The organism is Aeromonas sp. s11 (assembly GCF_040907945.1).
GTDB lineage: Bacteria > Pseudomonadota > Gammaproteobacteria > Enterobacterales > Aeromonadaceae > Aeromonas > Aeromonas veronii.
The window spans coordinates 163,281-183,280 of sequence record NZ_JBFOCU010000053.1; the positions used below are offsets into that span (position 1 = coordinate 163,281).

14 protein-coding genes are annotated in these 20,000 nt (G+C 55.4%); 7 read left to right on the top strand and 7 right to left on the bottom strand.

The window, feature by feature from the left end; all coding sequences use genetic code 11:
• Nucleotides 1-8 precede the first annotated feature (8 nt).
• Nucleotides 9-281: a hypothetical protein gene (locus AB5Y84_RS15125; protein ID WP_005337011.1), complete on the top strand. Its 273-nt coding sequence runs from the start codon at nt 9-11 to the stop codon at nt 279-281.
• A 143-nt stretch (nt 282-424) separates the two neighbouring features.
• Here AB5Y84_RS15125 and AB5Y84_RS15130 read toward each other — a convergent pair whose 3' ends face one another.
• The 4 genes from AB5Y84_RS15130 to AB5Y84_RS15145 all read right to left on the bottom strand — a co-directional run bounded on the left by AB5Y84_RS15130 (nt 425) and on the right by AB5Y84_RS15145 (nt 5,488).
• A complete protein-coding gene (locus AB5Y84_RS15130) occupies nt 425-1,822 on the bottom strand; it encodes a hypothetical protein (RefSeq protein WP_267529088.1) in 1,398 nt (465 codons plus the stop codon).
• Nucleotides 1,819-3,501, bottom strand: coding sequence for a VPA1262 family N-terminal domain-containing protein (locus AB5Y84_RS15135; protein ID WP_368177278.1), 1,683 nt, complete (start codon nt 3,499-3,501; stop codon nt 1,819-1,821). The genes AB5Y84_RS15130 and AB5Y84_RS15135 overlap by 4 nt, the downstream gene beginning before the upstream one ends.
• A 344-nt stretch (nt 3,502-3,845) precedes the next feature.
• Nucleotides 3,846-4,673 (bottom strand): bifunctional transcriptional activator/DNA repair enzyme AdaA, encoded by an 828-nt coding sequence (locus tag AB5Y84_RS15140; protein ID WP_368177279.1) that lies wholly within the window; start codon nt 4,671-4,673, stop codon nt 3,846-3,848.
• Nucleotides 4,674-4,723: 50 nt separating this feature from the next.
• On the bottom strand, nt 4,724-5,488 hold the full coding sequence (locus AB5Y84_RS15145) for an SDR family oxidoreductase (protein WP_368177280.1): 765 nt from the start codon (nt 5,486-5,488) through the stop codon (nt 4,724-4,726).
• A 320-nt stretch (nt 5,489-5,808) separates the two neighbouring features.
• Between AB5Y84_RS15145 and AB5Y84_RS15150 the strand changes: the two genes are divergently transcribed.
• Together AB5Y84_RS15150 and AB5Y84_RS15155 are read left to right on the top strand one after the other, a co-directional pair.
• Nucleotides 5,809-7,179 carry a leucine-rich repeat-containing protein kinase family protein gene (locus AB5Y84_RS15150; protein ID WP_368177281.1) on the top strand — a complete coding sequence of 457 codons (1,371 nt, stop codon included), beginning with the start codon at nt 5,809-5,811 and terminating at the stop codon, nt 7,177-7,179.
• A gap of 282 nt (nt 7,180-7,461) precedes the next feature.
• Entirely contained in the window at nt 7,462-8,109 is a 648-nt protein-coding gene (locus AB5Y84_RS15155) for a thiopurine S-methyltransferase (RefSeq protein WP_368177282.1), read from the top strand.
• Between the two features lie 331 nt (nt 8,110-8,440).
• Here AB5Y84_RS15155 and AB5Y84_RS15160 read toward each other — a convergent pair whose 3' ends face one another.
• Nucleotides 8,441-11,227: an insulinase family protein gene (locus AB5Y84_RS15160; protein ID WP_368177283.1), complete on the bottom strand. Its 2,787-nt coding sequence runs from the start codon at nt 11,225-11,227 to the stop codon at nt 8,441-8,443.
• Between the two features lie 162 nt (nt 11,228-11,389).
• On the opposite strand from AB5Y84_RS15160, the gene sixA reads away from it, so the two are divergent.
• From sixA to AB5Y84_RS15175, 3 genes are all read left to right on the top strand, one after another.
• Entirely contained in the window at nt 11,390-11,857 is a 468-nt protein-coding gene (gene sixA, locus AB5Y84_RS15165) for a phosphohistidine phosphatase SixA (protein ID WP_113739388.1), read from the top strand.
• A 133-nt stretch (nt 11,858-11,990) separates the two neighbouring features.
• Nucleotides 11,991-12,197 carry a DUF1107 domain-containing protein gene (locus AB5Y84_RS15170; protein ID WP_005336998.1) on the top strand — a complete coding sequence of 69 codons (207 nt, stop codon included), beginning with the start codon at nt 11,991-11,993 and terminating at the stop codon, nt 12,195-12,197.
• Between the two features lie 164 nt (nt 12,198-12,361).
• The gene (locus AB5Y84_RS15175; protein ID WP_368177284.1) at nt 12,362-13,279 is read left to right on the top strand and encodes a DMT family transporter; all 918 of its coding nucleotides are present in this window, start codon (nt 12,362-12,364) and stop codon (nt 13,277-13,279) included.
• 104 nt (nt 13,280-13,383) lie between these two features.
• Here the strand turns inward: AB5Y84_RS15175 and AB5Y84_RS15180 are convergent, their stop codons facing one another.
• A complete protein-coding gene (locus AB5Y84_RS15180) occupies nt 13,384-15,000 on the bottom strand; it encodes a peptide ABC transporter substrate-binding protein (RefSeq protein ID WP_124929635.1) in 1,617 nt (538 codons plus the stop codon).
• Nucleotides 15,001-15,382: 382 nt separating this feature from the next.
• On the opposite strand from AB5Y84_RS15180, the gene fbp reads away from it, so the two are divergent.
• Nucleotides 15,383-16,417: a class 1 fructose-bisphosphatase gene (gene fbp / locus AB5Y84_RS15185; RefSeq protein ID WP_040068095.1), complete on the top strand. Its 1,035-nt coding sequence runs from the start codon at nt 15,383-15,385 to the stop codon at nt 16,415-16,417.
• 100 nt (nt 16,418-16,517) lie between these two features.
• On the opposite strand, the gene mfd is transcribed toward fbp, so the two are convergent.
• The gene (gene mfd, locus AB5Y84_RS15190; protein WP_368177301.1) at nt 16,518-19,985 is read right to left on the bottom strand and encodes a transcription-repair coupling factor; all 3,468 of its coding nucleotides are present in this window, start codon (nt 19,983-19,985) and stop codon (nt 16,518-16,520) included.
• Between the last annotated feature and the right edge of the window lie 15 nt (nt 19,986-20,000).

A 20,000-nucleotide genomic window follows, 5' to 3' on the forward strand; every position in this document is an offset into this window, starting at 1 on the left:
AGTTTGATATGTCAGAACAAGCAGTGTTGGTGGGTGGATGGACCGCATATCACAAGCTGACCGCCGAGGATCAGGCGGTATTTGATCAGGCGCTGAAAGGATTTGTCGGGGTGCAGTACGTACCCTTTGAAGTCTCCACTCAGGTGGTGGCTGGCACCAACTACCGCTTCAAGTGCAAGAGCACTGTGCCGCTTGCCAAACCGATCCATGGCGAAGCCGTGGTGCAGATCTTCAAATCACTGGACGGGGATGCCCATATCACCTCCATTACCCCGATTTGATTGGGTGGTGGGGCAAGGCGGGGAGGGGTGAGCCACCAGCCTGTTTGCTCCAAATCCTGAAAATAAGAAAGACGCCTTAGGGCGTCTTTCTTGAAAATAGAGCTTTTTCATAAGCTCAAAAAATAGATCTGGATAATTTTTAATCACTGGATCATGTGTTTTATATAATCTTCGAATTTCCCATAGTCATGCTTATAATAAATCCCTTCCATTAAATAAGGTAAGCTGTTGTTCTTGTGTATTTCCTCTGCGTGATATATTGGTTGTAGTTTTGAGTGTTGTAGATACCAATATGTCGTGTATTTTGATGATGTTTCATGCCAAACATTATCTATATTTTGAATTTTGTCATATAAGTCTTCTATTATACTTTTTAACTGTTTGGGTTCAATTAACTCCAGATAATATCTGGTCACAGCATAGTCTAAACAACAGCCTCTTATTTCAAATAAGAATCCATCTTTCTTTTTCACATCAAAGCACCAATCTCTCCATATTTCATATGCATATTTCCATGCAATTGCTTTTGATTCTTGAGTCGCATGTAGAGAAAATATATCTAAGCATTCTGATATCGTTTTTCTTCCTTTGTCATGCATATCAACAGTATAAAGATGAACTGCCTTGAAATATGTTTCTATTGCGGATCTTGATGTTGTCTTGGCTAGGGCTGTTCCTAGGCTTAATTGAATGTGAGGATAACGTGATGGATATGTATTTAGTATTTTCATCCAGTGTTGCCAGAGGTTATCATCCATCGTAAGATCTAAGAATATATCGGTTAACTTTTTAGCCTCAGTGTTAGTTAAATTAGATCTTTCTGGAAATGGAAGAACAGAGGCAATTGCAGAAAATTTCAATGATTGATTTGTAGTTTTTAATGCGATGTGCATTGCCTCACACTTTTCAATTTGGCTCATCATTGCCCACATTATGGGAATATCACGTCTAGTATCTAAGATTGACATGAGTGATTTTTCATTGAAATGAAATAGCAAAAAAAATGCGCTTGTTATGAAATAAGAGATTTCATACTTAAAGTTTTCATAATGTCTGTGAAATTCATTATATATTTTTGACCAGTCATTTTCAGCAATGATTTTTCGAATATAAGATTTTCTTTCCTCTTCATGATACGTTGTAAGTGCTTTAAATTCAGTTTCACTTGAACTGCTATCAATTATTAATTTTGCATAGTGTATAAAGGCATTGTTTATCTTCATTTCTGACGTAGCACATGATTTCCAGAAATAAAAATGTTCAAATGCTATTTCAATTATAAAAAATAACCCTTTAACTTCATCTAAAGAAAGGTTATTCTCGCTTGAGGTTTTGCTATAAATCCAATCCATGACCTTTAATGAATCTTGATTTGCAACAAAATATTTCGAGCCTCTATTTTTTATCAAGAAATCTAAACCTGGGATTTTTTCTGCTTTCTGATATAACTGCCATTCATCTTCGTGAGTAGATAAATCAACTGCTTCTTGATATAGCGTGTCTAAATGCTCATTTATGCGACATGTGATCTCTGTTTTCATATAGAACCCCATATTAAGCATTCATCAGAACTTAGTTCATCCCATAGCTCATTGAATGCATCAAGAATAAGGCGTGCATCACCACATTTTTGTAATATATGATGTTCTTTGCCAACACTATTTACAGATGTCCCTAACGACCAAGCCATAGGAATTTTATTTACATCGGGAAATATTAAAAATCTATCATGGAATTTCCATCCTTTATTATTTCGTGGACTTCTGAACTGTAAGTTTACACCCAGCATCATTTCCGCACTAAATGAATTAAATATATCATGGTATCTATCAAATACGCTTAGTTTTTTGGTTTTATTAGAATCATCGCTGAGAGGCTCTTTTAGAGCACTGATAGCTTTCAAAGGCGAGTTATTAAACTTTGAATAAAACAATGTTTTTACTATATCAGATGGAGATAGGTATGGATCCCATAAGTAAGCCCCATTTTTTCCATACTTATTAATTAAGTATCTTATATCCCCTATGGCCTTGTCATGCTCAAGAATTTTATCTTTACCTTTTGGATTATATTGAATGAATTCGCGACTTTCTTTTAGTAAGCTTCGATTATTTTCATAGATTCTGATTTTGCTCCAGTCAAGATTAGATTGTTGATTGATATCAACGTAATGTGTATCTGAATTGCTAATTGTTGGGACAATAGAACTATTACCATCTTCATGATATATAACGCGGTGTTCATTGCCAACAACATTAGAGGACACGCCGATCCTGCGAATAAATGCTGATGGTGGTAATGAATGAAGTATCAAATTATTATAAGAATCCCAAATAGTTAGTTGAAATGGCCCATTATTATTGAATGGTATTACTGTTGGGTTGATTTCATTCAAGTGTACAGCTATGTGAAAGTCATCATAGTTTAAGTCATCATCTTTTTTAAAACCGCAAATCATTAGGTCTCGAGGTTTTATGTCTGGGTGCCAAGAAATATTGCACTCTAAATTTTCACTATTCCCTTGTGGGGATATTCTAGCTTGTATAGCTTTGATAGGGACTTGAAATAGTATATTTCCGAGTCTATCGGATAGAGAGGAGAGGTCAATGGGGAGATATTTTAAAATCTCATCGGCTAGCTCTTGTAGGACAGAAGGTTTTTCAAAGAAAATAGAGAAATCATTTTTGCTCTTATTTACAAGCTCAACAACATAAGAACCATTCTGAAAATTGTTTTTTAATAATGAATTTAATGGAACCTGATAAAAAGAGTCTGGTGGCGTAAATGTTCTCTTTTTATAAAGATATTCAGGGGTGTTAACTAACTTTCCACAACTATCCCACTTGCGTTTAATATTTGCATCGGTAAACATGTTGATGGCTTTTTCAACAGAGACTAGGTAGCTCTTAATCCCAATGTACCACCCTTTTAAAGATGATGTTTTTATTCCTTCCCTGGGTGTAATGTAATTATCTACGCCAAGATTGATGTTTTTAGTATTTCTGTCTTCGGCAACCATTATTGTAAAGATATTTATTGGGTCATCTTTATTATTGTCAATGGCAAATATTTCTGTGATTTCAATGCAGCTGAATGTGCCCAGAACATTAGTTCTTATAATTGTCTCGATGTCATGTTTGATTGTGGGGGGGTTAACAATGGTAAGAGGATTGTGCATATAAAACCCTAATATTTTAATAATATAACTATTATTTAACATAAGAGTCCTGTGGTCATCCCCTCGAATCTGGTGTCGTTGTGCCGTAGGGTGCAATGAAATTGCACCTCTACTTTTGTTCCTCATACTTTGCACAAAAGCCGCTCGGCAGACGGTGCAATGCGCTGCGCTTATTGCACCCTACGTATTTCGTTCATCCGCTGGGGTGGGGCGGCTGAGCGCGGAGCCTCGCCAAAGTAACAAAAGGGGAGAACTGAGCCCCGATTCTTCTTATGTCCCCGTTTTATATCTCCGCACGCTTGTCCGGCATAGCCTGATTGTCTGCTGACTCACAACCAGCACTCCTGTTTCTTCCCCCCATCAGGCCGGGCAGAAAAAGCCCACCTTCACTCATACCTCGCCGCTTCCCAGGCGTGTATCGCCTGTTTGCGGGTCTCGCCCCAGTGATAGCCGCCGAGTTTGCCGTTTTGCTGGATGACCCGGTGACAGGGGATCATCAAGGCGACGGGGTTGGCCCCCACCGCCAGCCCCACGGCGCGGGCGGCTTTGGGGTTGCCGACGGCGTTCGCCACCTGGGCGTAGCTCACCACTTTGGCGGGCGGGATCTGCAGCAGCGCCCGCCAGACGCTGATCTGAAAGTTGGTGCCGCTCACGTGCAGCGAGATGGGGCGATCCGGCGCCTTGCTGCCATCGAACATGGTGTTGATGACCCCTTGGGTGCGTGATGGCGCTTCTTGCAGCGTTGCTGCAGGCCAGCTGCGGGCGAGGTCGGCCAGTGGCGCCTCTGGGGCCTGGTCATCGAGAAACGAGAAGTTGCACACCCCCCGCGGAGTCAGGGCGACGAACGCCTGACCGAAGGGCGTGTCGTGCACCCCGTGATCGATAACCAGCCCGGCCCCGCGCTGCTTGTACTCGCCCGGCGTCACCGCTTCGAGCTGCACGAAGTGATCGTAGAGCCGCGAGCCGCTGCTAAGGCCCAGGGTATCGGCCACCTCGAGCAGTGGGCGCGACTCCTGCAGCAGTGCCTTGGCCCGCTCCAGGGTCAGCACTTGCAGATAGCGTTTGGGTGTCACTCCGGCCCAGCGGCTGAACAGCCGCTGGAAGTGAAAGGGACTTAAGTGAACGTGCGCCGCTATCTCGTCCAGAGTGGGCTGGCGCTCCACCTGACTTGCGATAAAACGGATGGCATCGGCGATGCGGGCGTAATCAGACATAAGGCGCTCTCACGATAAGGTTTCGGTCGCAGGATCTTGGGGATGACAAGTCATGTACGACAAATTGATACCCCACCATCGGCCAGCAGGGCAATGCCGGTGGTAAAGCTGGATGCATCGGACGCGAGATAAAGGGCCGAGCGGGCGATCTCCTTCGGTTGGGCCAGCCGTTTGAGTGCATGCATATTCTGCACAAAGGCGAGGCTCTCTGGCGTATTGGCAAAAGCCCGCCCCATGGGGGTGTCGGTGCCCCCCGGTAGCAGGGCGTTGACCCGAATCCCTTGTGCCCCATACTCGGCAGCCAGCACCCGGGTCAGGCCAATGAGGCCTGCCTTGCTCGCCGCATAGGCCGCCATGCCGGGCAGCCCCAGGGTATGGCCGACAAAGGTAGAGGTAAAAATAATCGAGCCGCCGCCGCGAGCCTGCATGGCGGGGATCTGGTACTTGGCTCCCACAAAGGCGCTGGTGAGGTTGGTATCCAGAATTTCCTGCCACTGCGTCAGCTCAAGCTGCTCTACGCTGCACGGCATGCCTGTGGTACCTGCGTTGTTGAAGGCGATATCAAGCCCGCCGAAACGGGTTAACGCGAGATCCACCAGATCGCGGGCGTAACTCTCGCTTTTCACATCTCCCGCCAGACTTGCCGCCTGGCCCCCCTCGTGGCGGATCTCCTCCACCAGCAGATCCAGCTCGGGCTTGCGGCGGGCGCCGACGACGACGCTTGCTCCCTCCCGGGCAAACAGGATGGCGCTGGCGCGACCGATGCCGGAGCTGGCGCCGGTGATGATGGCGACCTTGTTGGACAGTAATGACATGGCAGTTCCCTCGCAGGTGTGTTGTGCGCCAGCTAAGTGGCGCACAGGGTTGGCAGTGGGTTGGAACCCCAATAGGTTCCAACCGACTTGGGTTTGGCCCCCACTATGGCAACCACTCCTCGCTGGAACGACCCGAATCTTGCTCTCTTTGTTCCCAAGTCGTTTTGCTACATGTCGATACAGGCCTTTGCGGCAACAAAAGGGGCGAACTGCGCCCCGAATTATTTATAATGCCCCCCTTTAAAATCGCCGGACCCGGGTTCGGCGCGCGCTGATGGTCGCTGTGCCATCAGGCAGATCATCAGGATTGAGAAACGGTTATGCATACTCTGGAACAGCTGCGCGCAGGTGAACTGTGCGGTGCCCGCCATCTGAAGCTCTCTGAAAACCTGACGGAGTTCCCCACCGAGATTTTGAGCCTGAAAGAGACGCTGGAGGTGCTGGATTTGACCGGCAACCAGCTAAGCACGCTCCCTGACGAGCTGGCCGGGTTTGGCAAACTGCGCATCATCTTCTGCTCCGAGAACCGCTTTACCGAGCTGCCCGAGGTGCTGGGGCGCTGTCCCGCGCTCACCATGGTGGGCTTTAAGGCTAACCAGATTGCCACCGTGTCGGCCAAAGCGCTGCCCGCCGGTTTGCGCTGGCTGATCCTGACCGATAACGCAATTGAGCTGCTGCCCGATGAGTTGGGCCAGTGCGACGCTCTGCAAAAGCTGATGCTGGCGGGCAACTGCCTGCGCGAGCTGCCCGCAAGTCTTGCCAACTGCCGCAATCTGGAGCTGCTGCGTATCGCCGCCAACCGCATCGAACGCTTCCCCGAGTGGCTGCTCTCGCTGCCTCGCCTTTCATGGCTCGCCTACTCAGGCAACCCCTTTAGCGAAGGGGAGGAGGCGCGGGCCATCGATGATGCCCATGTCACGCCGATTGCCTGGGAGACGCTGGCGCTGGGCGAGCTGCTGGGGCAGGGAGCATCCGGCGTTATCCATCGCGCCACCCTTGTGGGTAATCCTGCTGATGCAGTGACTCAGGCGAGCGATAGAGGCGATGGCAGTCAGGTGGCGGTCAAGCTGTTCAAGGGGGCGGTGACCAGCGATGGCTTGCCCCGCTGCGAGATGGCAGCGTCGCTGGCAGCGGGCACTCATCCCAACCTTATCAAGGTGATAGGCAAGGTGGCGGATTACCCCTCCGGCATTACGGCGCTGGTAATGGAGCTGATCGATCCGGCCTTTGCCAATCTGGCCGGGCCGCCGAGCCTGGACTCTTGCACCCGGGATGTCTATCCCGAGGGGCTGCATCTGAGTGTGCCGGATGCGCTGGCGATGGCCCACGGCATCGCCTCGGTGGCGGGCCATCTGCACCGTGCGGGCATCATGCACGGGGATCTCTACGGTCACAATATCCTGTTTGCCCGTGGGTCTGATGCGCCGGCTCGCGCCCTGCTGGGGGATTTTGGCGCCGCTTCCTTATATGACCGCTGCGACCGCGAGCGGGCGCTGGGCCTTGAGCGTTTGGAAGTGCGCGCCTTTGGTTGCCTGCTGGAGGAGCTGTTGGCCCATTGCGATACGCAAGACTCACCGCTTGATGGGTTGCATCAGCTCAAAGCGGCCTGCCTCTCGGAACTCCCCACCGATCGTCCCGATTTTGCTTATATCGAGCTTCAGCTGGCGGCTGCTCGCGCCACGCTGTCGTGATTTTTCTGGCGTTGGCAGGCACGTTTTGGCCTGCTAACGTCATTCCTTTTATTCATTCATCGCCATACACCCATGACGTTTTTGCATGGGTTGGTATGCCTTGTCCGTTATAAACGCATCCAATAGCGCCCATTGCGACAGCGAGGCGCACGGAAAGGTGACGTTCCGCCATTCGCCCGATAACACGCAGAGGCTGCGCGGCAAAAAGGGGAGGGCAGAGGGTTGCGCGGTGCCGGTTAAGTTGTGATATTGAGGCATCTTTAGTACAGAAGGGTAATAACGATGGAAGCTGCGTTTTGGCATCAGCGTTGGGAAGAGAACCGGATTGGCTTTCATCAGGCGGACTTCAACCACTGGCTGCAATCCTGGTGGTCGGCCCAGCAAGCGGACGAGCCGGTACTGGTTCCCCTGTGCGGCAAGTCCCGCGACATGCTCTGGCTGAGCGCTCAGGGCCATCCGGTCGACGGTTTCGAGTTATCGAGCCTTGCCGTCAGCCAGTTCTTCAGTGAAAACAAGCTCGCCGCGACCGTGAGCGAGGTGGGCCCTTATCAGTGCCATCAGGTGGACAGCCTGCGCATTTTTCAGGGGGATTTTTTCGCCGCCCCCAGTCTGGGTCGCCGTTACCGGCTGGTCTATGACCGCGCGGCGCTGATCGCCCTGCCGACCGCGATGCGCCGCCAGTATGCAGCCCTGATCAGTTCGCTGGTCGAGACCGGTGGCCAGATCCTGCTGGTGACCCTTGAATATCAGCCGGAGCAGCAGAGTCAGCCCCCCTTCTCGGTGGGGGAGATGGAGGTGCGGGCGCTGTTTGAACGGGATTTTCGCATCGAGGTGCTGGGGCGCGCCGTCGAGGTGGATCACCCGCGGGTGTTGTCGGGCCAGCTCTCCTACTTCGATGAGGTGGCCTACCGGCTGGTTCGCCGTGGCTAACGGACAGCTAACGGGCGGCCAAAGGGTGATCTGCGCCGACAAATCATCGGGCTACGCGCTCTTCGCTACCTCCTTTGACGTAGATCAACGTGACTGGCGGGGGGAGTGCCTAATATGAGGCTGTTTCTCAATCACTGTTGGCATTGCAAAGCGAGTATCGGGTCTTTCCCGCTTGCTGATCAGCAACTCAGTGTCTGATTTTCACGCTCATGTTCACTTTTGGCGGCTTTGGTCGCAATTGTTATGGTTTTTCCAGCCGACCCTGATGGGTCGGCTTTTTATTGCCTGCGATTTGCCGTGGGCAGGAAAAACGGGGGATGTCGAGGCCTGATCAGGCCTCGAAGGTGGCGGCATTGAGCCGAAATGCCTGTGGATCGTCGATAAACTGGCCGGTGATCCGCTCGTCATGTTCGTGCCCCTGACCATAGCTGCAGAGGATCAGTCGATCGGAGGTGCGCGAGCGCAGCTGGGTGATAAAGCGCACCAGATCGGCGCGGCTCAACTTGCCCACCTCGTCGCAGACTCTTTCGCGCTGATCAAACCCCAGATCCTTGTTGCCAATGCTGACCCACAGCCGCTGGCCGCGACTGCGCAGGTTGGCATCCCGCTCGCTCAGCTGGGCTTGCAGCCCTGCTTTACTCTCCTGCCACTGCTGCTCGGTAAATTCGAGCATGGCGAGCGGGAAGAGGTCGATAAACTCCTCCACTGCATCGAGCAGGATCTGCGGCCCCGCCACCGGCGACTGGATATAGAAGATCAGCCCCGGATGGCGATTGAGGGGCAGGTTGCCAGCGCCCACCACATAACCCAGTTGCTGGCGGGTGCGCAGCTCGTGGAAGAAAGTAGAGGACATGATGTGGTTCGCCAGGGTAAAGCAGGCGAGATCCCGCGCCCGGGTGGTGCGAGACTGGTAGTAAACCAGGAGCGCCGAGTCTTCGTGATCGCAACCCTGCTCGCGAATAAGGGTACCTCTGTCCTGAATGGAGATGAGCGGGCGGCGGGTCTCGCCGCTCGGCTTGCTGCTGGTGCCATTGATATCGCTCAGGTGGCGCTCCATCAGGGCGGCCAGCTCCAGCGCTTCGGCGGCAGTCCAGTCGCCATGCACCAGCGCTTCGACATGCACCTCGCCAAACAGCTGGGCCACGAAGCAGGGCATCTCCTCCAGCTCGACCGTGCGCAGGTGGCGCAGCAACTGCTCGAACGGCGGGTTGTTCGGTTGTAGCAAACTGGTGAGCTGGTTAAAGAGCTGGGAGATGGGGCGCGCCTTGGACTGGTTGTCCCAGTTGCGGATGAGCTGCTCCTTGATCTCGGCGAAGCGGCCCGGATCCGGATACCCCAGGGTGCGGTTGCCGAGGATCATGTCGAGCAACAGCGGCTGCTTGTCGGCAAAACCGCTCAGGTTGATGGTAAAGCCTCCCTGATGGGCATAGATCTGATAGCCCAGCCCCGCCAGCTCCGCCGGATAGGTGAGGGCATTGAGGTGGTCGGCCAACAGCTCCACGGCGAGGCGCGCCATGGCGATATTGCGCGGATTTTTGACCGCATGTTCGCTGTCGATGGAGATGTAGAGATTGCCCTTGGGCACGCTGAACAGGTGCTCATGGAGGTGCCAGAGGCGAAAACCGGGGCGATCGATAAGGCAGGCTGGCATGTCGGCGGCAAGCTCGGGCGTGCGCGGATCGAGTCGGCTGCTGATAAAGGGGTTGGGCTTGGGCAGCGCCAGCGCCGGATCCGGCTCGCTCTGCTGCCAGCGAATTTTCTCGGCCTCGGTAATGGTCGCCACGCTGTAGGGGGTCTGATACCAGCGGGCCAGCCGATCGGTCGCCACTTCCGGCGCAGTGATGGTGATACGCAAATTGTGCGGGGTGAGTTTGGCGAGGAAGCGGCGGATCAGCGGCTCGTCATATTCGCGCATCATGTAGTCGCCGTAGAGCAGATCCTCAGGTTTGTAGCTAAAGAGGTTGAGCACCAACCCCGACACCGTATCGAGGGGGCGGCCGCGCTCCTGAAAACGGAACGCCGATTCGAGCACGGTCCGTTTTTCGTCGTAGCGCCAGCTCTGCAACCCTTCGCGGCCAATCAGTTTCAGATAGCCAAACAGGGCGGCGAGGATGTCGTCCACATGCTCAAGGCCCAGAGGGGTGAGGCCGAAGTTGACGCCAAAATCCTTGAAGTTGGCGCCGCTGATGCCACCGCCCGCAGAGAGCTGGTTGACCCAGCCTTTCGCCTTGAGCAGGGAGAGCAGGCTGCCATCCCCCTCATAACCAATCAGATGGCTCAGGAAGGTGAGGGGCTTTTTGTCGTAAAACTCGTCCACATTGGGCAAGGGGAAGCTCAGCGACAGCTTGCGGGTCTCCTTGACCGGATTGATGTGGATGCGCACGCCGAGATCGTCGAGCCGGTAGAGCGGCATGGTGAGGATCGGGGTTCCCAAATTGCGATTCAAAATGGGAGCAAAGTAGCGACAGCACCACTGCAACTGGGTATCGATGGATTCCGGCGAGATCATCACCAGCGCCATGCGATCCGCGCTGTAGTGGCTTTCGTAAAAACGGATAAGGTCGGAGCGCAGATCCCGTCCCGGCAGATCGGCCAGGGTATCGAGGTTGCCCACCGAGAACTTGGAGAAGGGGTGCGCCGGGTTGACCGTCTCTTTATGCACCTGATAGCTGCGGCGCATGTCGTCCTGCAGCTTGAGGCGATACTCGGAGTCGACCGCGTTGCGCTCCTTGTCCACCCACTCCGGATCAAAGGTGGGGCAGATAAAGAACTGGGAGAAGCGATCCAGCCCAGCTTCGAAGAAGCCGTTGTCGATCTCGAAGAAGAAGTTGGTGAATTCGGTGCCGGTCCAGGCGTTGTTGCTGCCGCCATGACGGCTCATAAATTGCTGGTACTCACCAGGCTTGGGGTAGGTGCAGGTGCCGAGAAACAGCATGTGCTCCAGAAAATGGGCCATTCCCTGCCGGTCGGCGGGATCGTCAAAATGGCCGGTATTGACCGCCAGAGAAGCGGCGGATTTGTCGGTGTCGGGATCACAAATCAACAAGACCCTGAGCCGGTTGGCCAGCTCCAGAAAATGGTATTGCCGATGGTCATTGGGACTGGCATATGGGCTCATTGGCGTGTGACTCACGTTGGATTTATTTGAATTTAAACATGATTATCGACCCCGCTATCCCGTCAGGCAAACCCTTTTCTGAGAGGTAGCGCAATTGTTTCCACACCCGTGGCGGGGTAAGATCCCCCGGCTATCAAAACAGGCCCGTTGGGCGAGGTTGTAATGAAGATCTATATCATGCGTCATGGCCAGGCTGGCATGAATGCGAAAACAGATGAACAGCGTCCATTGACCGAGCAGGGTATTGAAGAGTCTATCCAGATGGCCCGCTGGCTGGCGCCTCAGCTGATTGGCCCGCTGGATCGGGTGATCCACAGCAACTATCTGCGGGCACGCCAGACCTGGCAAGCCATATGCAGTGAATTACCTGACGCAGCAGCCGTTGAAGAGAGTGGCGACATTACCCCTTACGGTGATCCCGCTTTCGTGGCCAGCTACCTCACCACTTTGGCTGAACAGCATGACCAGATCCTGATGGTCAGCCATCTGCCGCTGGTGGGTTATCTGGTGCAAAGCCTCTGCCCGGCCGCAGGAGCACCCATGTTCGCCACCTCGGGGATCGCCTGTATCGAGTGGCACGATGGCAAAGGAACCTTGCTCTGGCTCGAAGGGCCGCATACAATAGGCTAAAAGTTAATAAAAAGTTATAGATTGAATTTTTTGGGAAGAGATGGGCGAGTTTTCCGGATTTTTATAAATACTTTACGGAATTAATTCGCAGAAGCTGCTGTCATACGGATACAACTGCAAGAGGTTGCAAACGATGAGAGTGTTCAAGAAGTACCTGCCACTGATGGTGGCAAAGCATGTCAAAACCTTCTTTAAAGGTCGGATTTACATCCATGGTCGGGGGCGGTTTGATTTCCAATCCGGTTTGTTGCTGATGCCGAATCCGGCGGATATTCCCCACCGCCAGACAGTCACCGAGGTCAACGAGCTGATCTCCAGACTGCACATGGATGCCGCGTGATGCGCTTCTGAACCTGTTTCTGCACTGATATGCCCGCACTTGTGCGGGCATATTTGTTTCTGGCGACTGGCGTTCACCGCGTGGCTGTTCAGGCCCACACCTTTGTTTATCTTCCATCGCCCCCTATACTGGCCCGCTGTTGTCTCTTCGGTCTGGATCCTCTCATGCCCCTTGCCTTTCTGTTTCCCTTCTCCTGCATTGCCATCTGGGCTGGCAATGGCATCGTCAGCAAACTGGCGGTTGGCGTTTTGTCTCCTGCAGCCTTGGCCTGGTCGCGCTGGGTGGTGGCTGCGTTGGTATTAAGCCCGTTTCTGGCCCGTCGGGTATGGCGTGCGCGTGCCCGCATTCGTGCCGGTTTTTGGCAGATCGCCATGCTGGCCTTGCTGGGCATGGTGCTCAACCAGACTTTTGGGTACTACGCGGCGCAAACTCTGGGGGCTACCGAGATGGGGTTGATGATGGGACTGACGCCGCTGCTGACCGTGCTGTTCAGTATCTGGCTGCTGCGCGAGCGGCCCACCTGGGGCGCTGTGCTGGGGGCGCTGCTTTCCCTCCTCGGCTTGTCTATCTTGCTGGGGCAGGGGGATCCGACCCGGCTGTTTACCCAAGGCATTCATATCGGCTCTGTCTATATGCTAATTTCGGCGGGTACTTACGCCCTTTACAGCGTGCTGCTCAAGAAGTGGGATCTGGGGCTCGACAACTGGTCGCTGCTCTACGGTCAGGTGATCTGCAGTGTGGTGATCCTGACACCCTTCTTTTTGCTGGTGGATGGCCAGTGGCCGGATGGTCGGGCCCTGTGGCTGATCCTCTATGCCGGTATCCCCACTTCGGCGCTCTCACCCTGGCTCTGGATGCAGGGTATCGCCCTGCTCGGTGCCAACCGTACCGCCATCTTTATGAACCTGCTGCCGGTGATGACGGCTGGCCTTGCCATCACTCTGCTGGGTGAGCGGTTGACCAGCTATCACCTGATCGGGGGCGGTCTGACCCTGCTGGGTGTCTTGCTGGCACAGCTCTTGGTACGTCCGGTGGTGATGGGTCGCCGTCGGGTGGTGTTGGCACTCTGTCCCGAAGAGTAATCTTGCGCGAAAGCGTAGATGGGCCCAATGGCCTGCTTGGCCGCCAATGAAAAGCGCCTGCAGCAATGCAGGCGCTTTTTTATGGTCACATCTTGCCGAGCCGGTTACTGGGCAACCAGATAGAGTTCCTTGCTGTAGACCACATCCTGCGGGTTAAGGTGGGGGTAGCCTTTCACGAAAGGCTTGAGCAACCTGGATTTGACCGAGAAATAGATAGGGGCGATGGGGGCATCCGCATCAATGAGAGCCTCTGCCTGCTGATACAGGGCATTGCGTTCAGCGGGATCCAGCGAGTCGTGGGCCTTGGCCAGCAGGGCGTCGTACTCCTTGTTGAACCACTTGCCGCTGTTGGCACTGCTGCTGGAGGTCATGATATCGAGGAAGGTGGAGGCGTCGTTATAATCCCCGTTCCAGCCATAGCGGCTAACGCCAAAATCCCCCTCGTTCAGTGCCGAGACCATGGTCTTCCACTCCATGTTGTTGAGGGTGGCAGTGACCCCCAGGTTGTGTTTCCACATGGAGGAGACGGCCAGCGCAATCTTTTTGTGGCTCTCGTTGGTGTTGTAGAGAATGTCCACTGTGAGTGGCTTGTCCGGACCATAACCCGCTTCGGCCAACAGGGCTTTGGCTTGCTTGATCCGCTCCTCTTTGCTTTGCAGCTGGCTGGCCGGTTTTTTCAATTCAAAACCGTCCACAATGGGGGGCGTGAAGCTATATGCGGCAATTTGTCCCTGTCCCAGGATCTTGTCGGTGATGGTCTCCCGGTCGATGGCGAGCGAGAGCGCCTTGCGTACTTTCGGGTCATCGAACGGTTTGCGCTGGGTATTGAAGACATAGTAATAGCTGGCGAGTGTGGGGACGCTGACCAGTTCTTCCGGACTCTTGCTCTTGAGCTGTTTGTACTGCTCCAGCGGATAAGTGGTGTAGTGCAGTTCACCGGTGCGATAGCGGTTGTAGGCGGCGGTTTCCGAGACGATCTCCAGATAGATCACCTTGTTCAGGACGGTGTGCTGGTTGTTCCAGTAGTGGGTATTGCGCTCGGCACTCAGTCGCTCGTTGGGGGTCCACTCCTTGAGTACAAAGGCACCGTTGGAGACGATATTGCCCGGTTTGACCCAATCCTTGCCGAATTTTTCAATGGTGGCCTTGGGGGCCGGGAACGTGGTGTAGTGGGCCAGCGTCTTCAGGAAGAAGGGGACCGGATTTTTCAGGGTGACCTGCAGGGTGTGGTCATCGAGCGCCTTGATCCCTAGCTCTGACGGGCTCTTCTTGCCCTGGGTCACCTCGCTTGCATTGACCACTCCGGTCAACTCGATAAACCAGGCGTAGTTGGAGGCCGTCTTGGGATCGGCCGCCCGTTGCCAGCCGTAGACATAATCGGCGGCGGTGACAGGTTCACCGTTTGACCACTTGGCCTCGGGTCTCAGCTTGAAGGTGTAGACGGTGCCTGTCTTGTCGACCTCGTAGCTGACGGCGCCTGCTGGTTTGATCTTGCCGGTATTATCCAGCTCATAGAGCCCTTCAAACAGATCGTTGACGATGGCACTACCGGCGGTCTCTTCTACCAGCTGGGGGTCGATGGTGGTGGGTTCGGTGCCGATATTGGTCACGTAGATTTGTTGGGCATCCGGCAGCAGCTTGGTACCGGCAGGCACCTGGGCAGCCCAGGCAGGAAGGGCAAACAGTCCGGCTACCATGCCGGCAATGAGAGTCTTGTTCATTGATAATCCTTGAGTTTTATTTGCTTCCAAAGCGAAATCAGTGTGCTGGATTGGCGATCGGATCTCAAGAGGCAATGGCTGAGGGAAAGTCAGGCCCATCAGACTCCATTTTTAATGGCTCAAGGCCAGTCAGCTCATGGCTTGTCGCAGGTTATTGCCACGAATTAAGGGTCAGAAAGTTATCGATTGAAACCGAATAAAACGCGTCTTTTACCATAACGTGAGGCGAAATAGCCTATTTAATAGGCCGCTTAATTCGCTGCAAAAACAAAAAACAGACGTTACATTAGGTTACAAATCAAGGCCGCCGGTGATCGGCATTTTTTTTGCCGACGCCTGCAAACGTTTTCAATGCCAACGGATGCGATCTAAAGGAACAAAAATGCGAAACATGATCACCATGGGTGAGTTCATCGTCAAAAAGCAGGCGGATTATCCTACCGCGACCGGCGAGCTGACCTCGTTGCTCAGCTCGATCCGCCTTGCTGCCAAGGTGGTGAACCGGGAGATCAACAAGGCGGGACTGGCGGATATCATCGGTTCCATGGGCGCTGAAAACGTACAGGGCGAGGTGCAGCAGAAGCTGGATGTCTACGCCAACGAACGCTTCAAGGCGGCGCTGGAAGCGCGCGGCGAGGTGTGTGGCATGGCCTCGGAAGAAGAAGAGGACTTCGTGGCCTTTGACTCGCCACTCTCCAAAAACTCCAAGTATGTGGTGCTGATCGACCCGCTCGATGGCTCCTCCAATATCGACGTCAACGTCTCGGTCGGGACCATCTTCTCCATCTACCGCCGTTTGAGCCCGCAAGGTTCGCCGGTGACCCTGGAGGACTTCCTGCAACCGGGCAACCGTCAGGTCGCCGCCGGTTATGTGGTCTACGGCTCCTCCACCATGCTGGTCTACACTACCGGCTTTGGCGTCAACGGCTTTACCTACGACCCCTCCATCGGCTGCTTCTGCCTCTCCCACGAGAACATCCGCATTCCGGAAGAGGGCAAGATCTACTCCATCAACGAGGGCAATTACATCAAGTTCCCGGACGGGGTGAAGAAGTACCTCAAATATTGCCAGGAGCGCGACGAGGCGACCCACAGACCCTACACCTCCCGTTATATCGGCTCCCTGGTCTCTGATTTCCATCGCAACCTGCTCAAGGGTGGCATCTACATCTATCCGTCCGGCACCAACTCGCCGAACGGCAAGCTGCGCCTGCTCTATGAGTGCAACCCGATGGCGTTTCTGGTGGAGCAGGCTGGTGGCAAGGCCTCTGACGGTTTTGGCCGCATCATGGATATCCAGCCCACCGCGCTGCACCAGCGTACCCCCTACTTCGTTGGCTCGACCAAGATGGTGGAGCGGGCCGAGGCCTTTATGCGCGAGTTCTCCGGCCATGAGGATCCAGCCAACCAGGGCTGAACGTACGCAGTAGTCAGATAGCAAATAAAAAACGGGAGCCGATATGGCTCCCGTTTTAGTTGGCGTTATCTCTCTGGCTCGACGCCAGCGCTGCAGAGACTCACAGGCTGTTGCTGGCCAGATCAGCCAGCAAACCATCCACCAGTTTCAGGCGCATCGCACGATCCTGGGTCGGCACCTGGAAACGTAGCCGCGTCGGCCCGTCCATCTTGTAGACCCTTGGCTGGCTGGAGAGCAGCTTGACCAGATAGGCCGGATTGACCTTGGTCTCCTGGGTGAAGTCGAGATAGCCGCCGCGCTCGCTCATCTCCACCCGGCGAATGCCAAGGGCGGTGGCACGCTGACGGAAGGCAGCCAGCTCCAGCAGGGTTTTGGTTGCCTCCGGCAAGAGGCCGAAACGGTCGATCAGCTCCACTTTGAGCTCGCGCAGCTCCTGTTCGTCCGCTGCGCTCGCAATCCGTTTGTACATGGAGAGGCGCATGTTGACGTCCGGGATGTAGTCGTCCGGCAAGAGCGCCGGCAGGCGCAGCTCCACCTCGGTGTGCTGGCTCATCAGCTGCTCGAGCGACGGCTCCTTGCCCGATTTCAGCGCCTCGACCGCCTGCTCCAGCATCTCCATGTAGAGGGTGAAGCCGACCGATTCAATCTGGCCGCTCTGATCATCGCCGAGCAGTTCGCCCGCGCCACGGATCTCCAGATCGTGGGTCGCCAGCGCAAAACCGGCGCCGAGATCTTCAAGCGAGGCGATCGCCTCGAGCCGCTTGGCCGCATCCTTGGTCATCAGCTTGGGATGGGGGGTGAGCAGGTAGGCGTAGGCCTGATGGTGGGAGCGGCCAACCCGGCCCCGCAGCTGGTGCAGCTGGGCCAGACCGAGGTGATCCGCCCGATCCATGATGATGGTGTTGGCGCTTGGCACGTCGATGCCGGTCTCGATGATGGTAGTGCAGACCAGCAGGTTGAAGCGCTGGTGGTAGAAGTCGGACATGATCCGCTCAAGGTCGCGCTCGCGCATCTGGCCGTGAGCGATGCCAATGCGCGCCTCTGGCACCAGCTCCGCCAGGTCGGCTGCGCACTTCTCGATGCTCTCGACATCGTTGTGCAGATAGTAAACCTGACCACCACGCTTCAATTCCCGCAGTACCGCCTCGCGTAACACTGCCGGTTCGTGCTGGCGGACAAAGGTCTTGATGGCGAGCCGCTTGGCGGGCGGAGTGGCGATGATGGAGAGATCCCGCATGCCGGACATCGCCATATTGAGGGTGCGCGGAATAGGGGTGGCGGTGAGAGTGAGGATATCCACATCGGCCCGCAGCGCCTTGATCTTCTCCTTCTGGCGCACCCCGAATCTGTGCTCCTCATCGACGATGAGCAGGCCCAGATCCTTGAAAGTGAGCTCGGAGCCGAGCAGCTTGTGGGTGCCGATGATGATATCCACCTTGCCTTCGGCCAGCTCTTTCATCACAGCGCTCTGCTCCTTGGCGGAGCGGAAGCGGCTCAGCACCTCGACCCGCACCGGCCAGTTGGCAAAGCGGTCGCGGAAGTTGTCGTAGTGCTGTTGCACCAGCAGGGTGGTGGGCACCAGCACGGCAACCTGCTTGCCGCCGTGCACCGCCACAAATGCTGCCCGCATCGCCACTTCGGTCTTGCCGAAACCTACGTCGCCACACACCAGTCGGTCCATGCTCTTGGCCTGACACATATCCCCCAGCACCGCATTGATGGCGTTGAGCTGATCCTCCGTCTCCTCGAACGGGAAGCTGGCGGCAAACTGGCGATAGGCCTCTTTGTCGTGCTTGAAGGCAAACCCGGCGCGAGCGGCGCGATGAGCGTAGACATCCAGCAACTCGGCTGCCACGTCGCGCACCTTCTCCGCCGCCTTGCGCCGCGCCTTGCTCCAGGCCTCGCCGCCGAGTTTGTGGCTGGGCGGGTTATCAGAGCCGGTGTAGCGGCTGATAAGGTGCAAACTGGTGACCGGCACGAACAGCTTGTCGCCGCCGGCATATTCGAGGGTCAAAAACTCGGTGGGCAGACCACCAGCGTCGATGGTTTCCAGTCCAAGATAGCGGCCGACCCCGTGATCCAGATGGACCACCGGCTGACCCTGGGTCAGCTCGCCCAGGTTTCTGATCACCGCATCGGAGCTTAAGTTTTTGCTCTTCTCTCGCGCCCGTTTGCTGCGCACCTTGCCGCCCAGCAGTTCGGTCTCGGTGATCAGCGCCAATGGATCCTGACCGGCCTCCTGCCACAGGAAGCCACGTTCAAGCGGTGCAACCAGCAGGCCGTAGCGATCAGGGCTCGCCATAAAGGCGTCGAGGGAGGGGAACTCTTTAGGTTGCAGCGAGATACGCGCCAGCAGATCGCCGAGCACCTCTCGTCGCCCCTCGGATTCCACCGCAAACAGGGTGCGCCCGGCAAAGCCTTGCAGGAACTGGTTGAGCGCCAGCAAGGGTTGCTCCTTGCTGTGATCGAGTTGCAGATCGGGCAGCGCCGAGATGGGCAGATCGTGCTGACCAGCATCGCCCGCAGTGGCGGCCTCTTGCAGCCGCACCGCGCCATATTGGCCCAGAGAGGCAAAGAGCTGCTCTACCGGCAGATAGAGCTGGGCTGGGGGTAGCAGGGGGCGGGTGTTGTCCCAGCGTCTGTCTTCATAGCGCTGGCCGATGTCGTTCCAGAAACGCTGGGCGGCGGGGTAGATATCCCCCACCGTGAGCAGCAGGGTCTCTTCCGGCAGGTAGTCAAACAGGCTGGCGGTCTGGTTGAAGAAGAGCGGCAGATAGTACTCGATGCCGGCGGGCCAGCGCCCCTTGCTCACCTCCTGATAGACGGAACCCTCGGCCCGCGACAGCTCGAACTGCTCGCGGAACTGGCCGCGAAACAGCTCGATGGCCGCCTCGTCGGTAGGGTATTCCCGGGCGGGCAGCAGGCTGACCGTCTTGACCGGTTCGCTGGAGCGCTGGGTCTCGGGATCGAACGGGCGGATGGAGTCCACTTCATCGTCGAAGAAGTCGATGCGATAGGGGCTGCTACTGCCCATGGGGAAGAGATCGAGCAGGGAGCCGCGGGCGGCAAATTCGCCATGTTCCAGCACCTGATCCACCGCCACGTAACCCGCCTCGGCCAGCCGCCCGCGCAGCTGTTGCAGGTTGAGGCGCTGACCGGCCTTCACCATCAGGCTGTATTTGTCGAGATAGACCCGGGGTGCGCAGCGCAACATCAGGGTGGAGATGGGGACGATCAGCACCCCCTTGCTCATCTGCGGCAGCTTGTAGAGAGTCTCGAGCCTTTGGGAGATGATGTCCTGATGGGGAGAGAAGGTGTCGTAGGGCAGGGTCTCCCAATCGGGGAACAGCAATACGGGGGTGGACTGATCGGCTAGCTGCTTGTCTGCCAGCAAATACTGCAGCTCCTGCTCCAGGCGCAGGGCGCTCGGGGTATCGGCGGTGATAAGCAGTACCGGCCCCTTGGCTTCACTGGTGAGACGGGCTGCAATCAGCGAGAGGCTGCTGCCGACCAGCTGGCCGAGCGTGATTTTTTGGCCCGCTTTGGCGGGCAAGGCGGGGAGTGTCATTGGCATGGTTCGATT

Coding starts and splice junctions, on each gene's coding strand:
- AB5Y84_RS15125 (WP_005337011.1), top strand. CDS start 9: ATGTCAGAACAAGCAGTGTTGGTGGGTGGATGGACCGCATATCACAAG.
- AB5Y84_RS15130 (WP_267529088.1), bottom strand. CDS start 1,822: ATGAAAACAGAGATCACATGTCGCATAAATGAGCATTTAGACACGCTA.
- AB5Y84_RS15135 (WP_368177278.1), bottom strand. CDS start 3,501: ATGTTAAATAATAGTTATATTATTAAAATATTAGGGTTTTATATGCAC.
- AB5Y84_RS15140 (WP_368177279.1), bottom strand. CDS start 4,673: ATGTCTGATTACGCCCGCATCGCCGATGCCATCCGTTTTATCGCAAGT.
- AB5Y84_RS15145 (WP_368177280.1), bottom strand. CDS start 5,488: ATGTCATTACTGTCCAACAAGGTCGCCATCATCACCGGCGCCAGCTCC.
- AB5Y84_RS15150 (WP_368177281.1), top strand. CDS start 5,809: ATGCATACTCTGGAACAGCTGCGCGCAGGTGAACTGTGCGGTGCCCGC.
- AB5Y84_RS15155 (WP_368177282.1), top strand. CDS start 7,462: ATGGAAGCTGCGTTTTGGCATCAGCGTTGGGAAGAGAACCGGATTGGC.
- AB5Y84_RS15160 (WP_368177283.1), bottom strand. CDS start 11,227: ATGAGCCCATATGCCAGTCCCAATGACCATCGGCAATACCATTTTCTG.
- sixA (WP_113739388.1), top strand. CDS start 11,390: ATGAAGATCTATATCATGCGTCATGGCCAGGCTGGCATGAATGCGAAA.
- AB5Y84_RS15170 (WP_005336998.1), top strand. CDS start 11,991: ATGAGAGTGTTCAAGAAGTACCTGCCACTGATGGTGGCAAAGCATGTC.
- AB5Y84_RS15175 (WP_368177284.1), top strand. CDS start 12,362: ATGCCCCTTGCCTTTCTGTTTCCCTTCTCCTGCATTGCCATCTGGGCT.
- AB5Y84_RS15180 (WP_124929635.1), bottom strand. CDS start 15,000: ATGAACAAGACTCTCATTGCCGGCATGGTAGCCGGACTGTTTGCCCTT.
- fbp (WP_040068095.1), top strand. CDS start 15,383: ATGCGAAACATGATCACCATGGGTGAGTTCATCGTCAAAAAGCAGGCG.
- mfd (WP_368177301.1), bottom strand. CDS start 19,985: ATGACACTCCCCGCCTTGCCCGCCAAAGCGGGCCAAAAAATCACGCTC.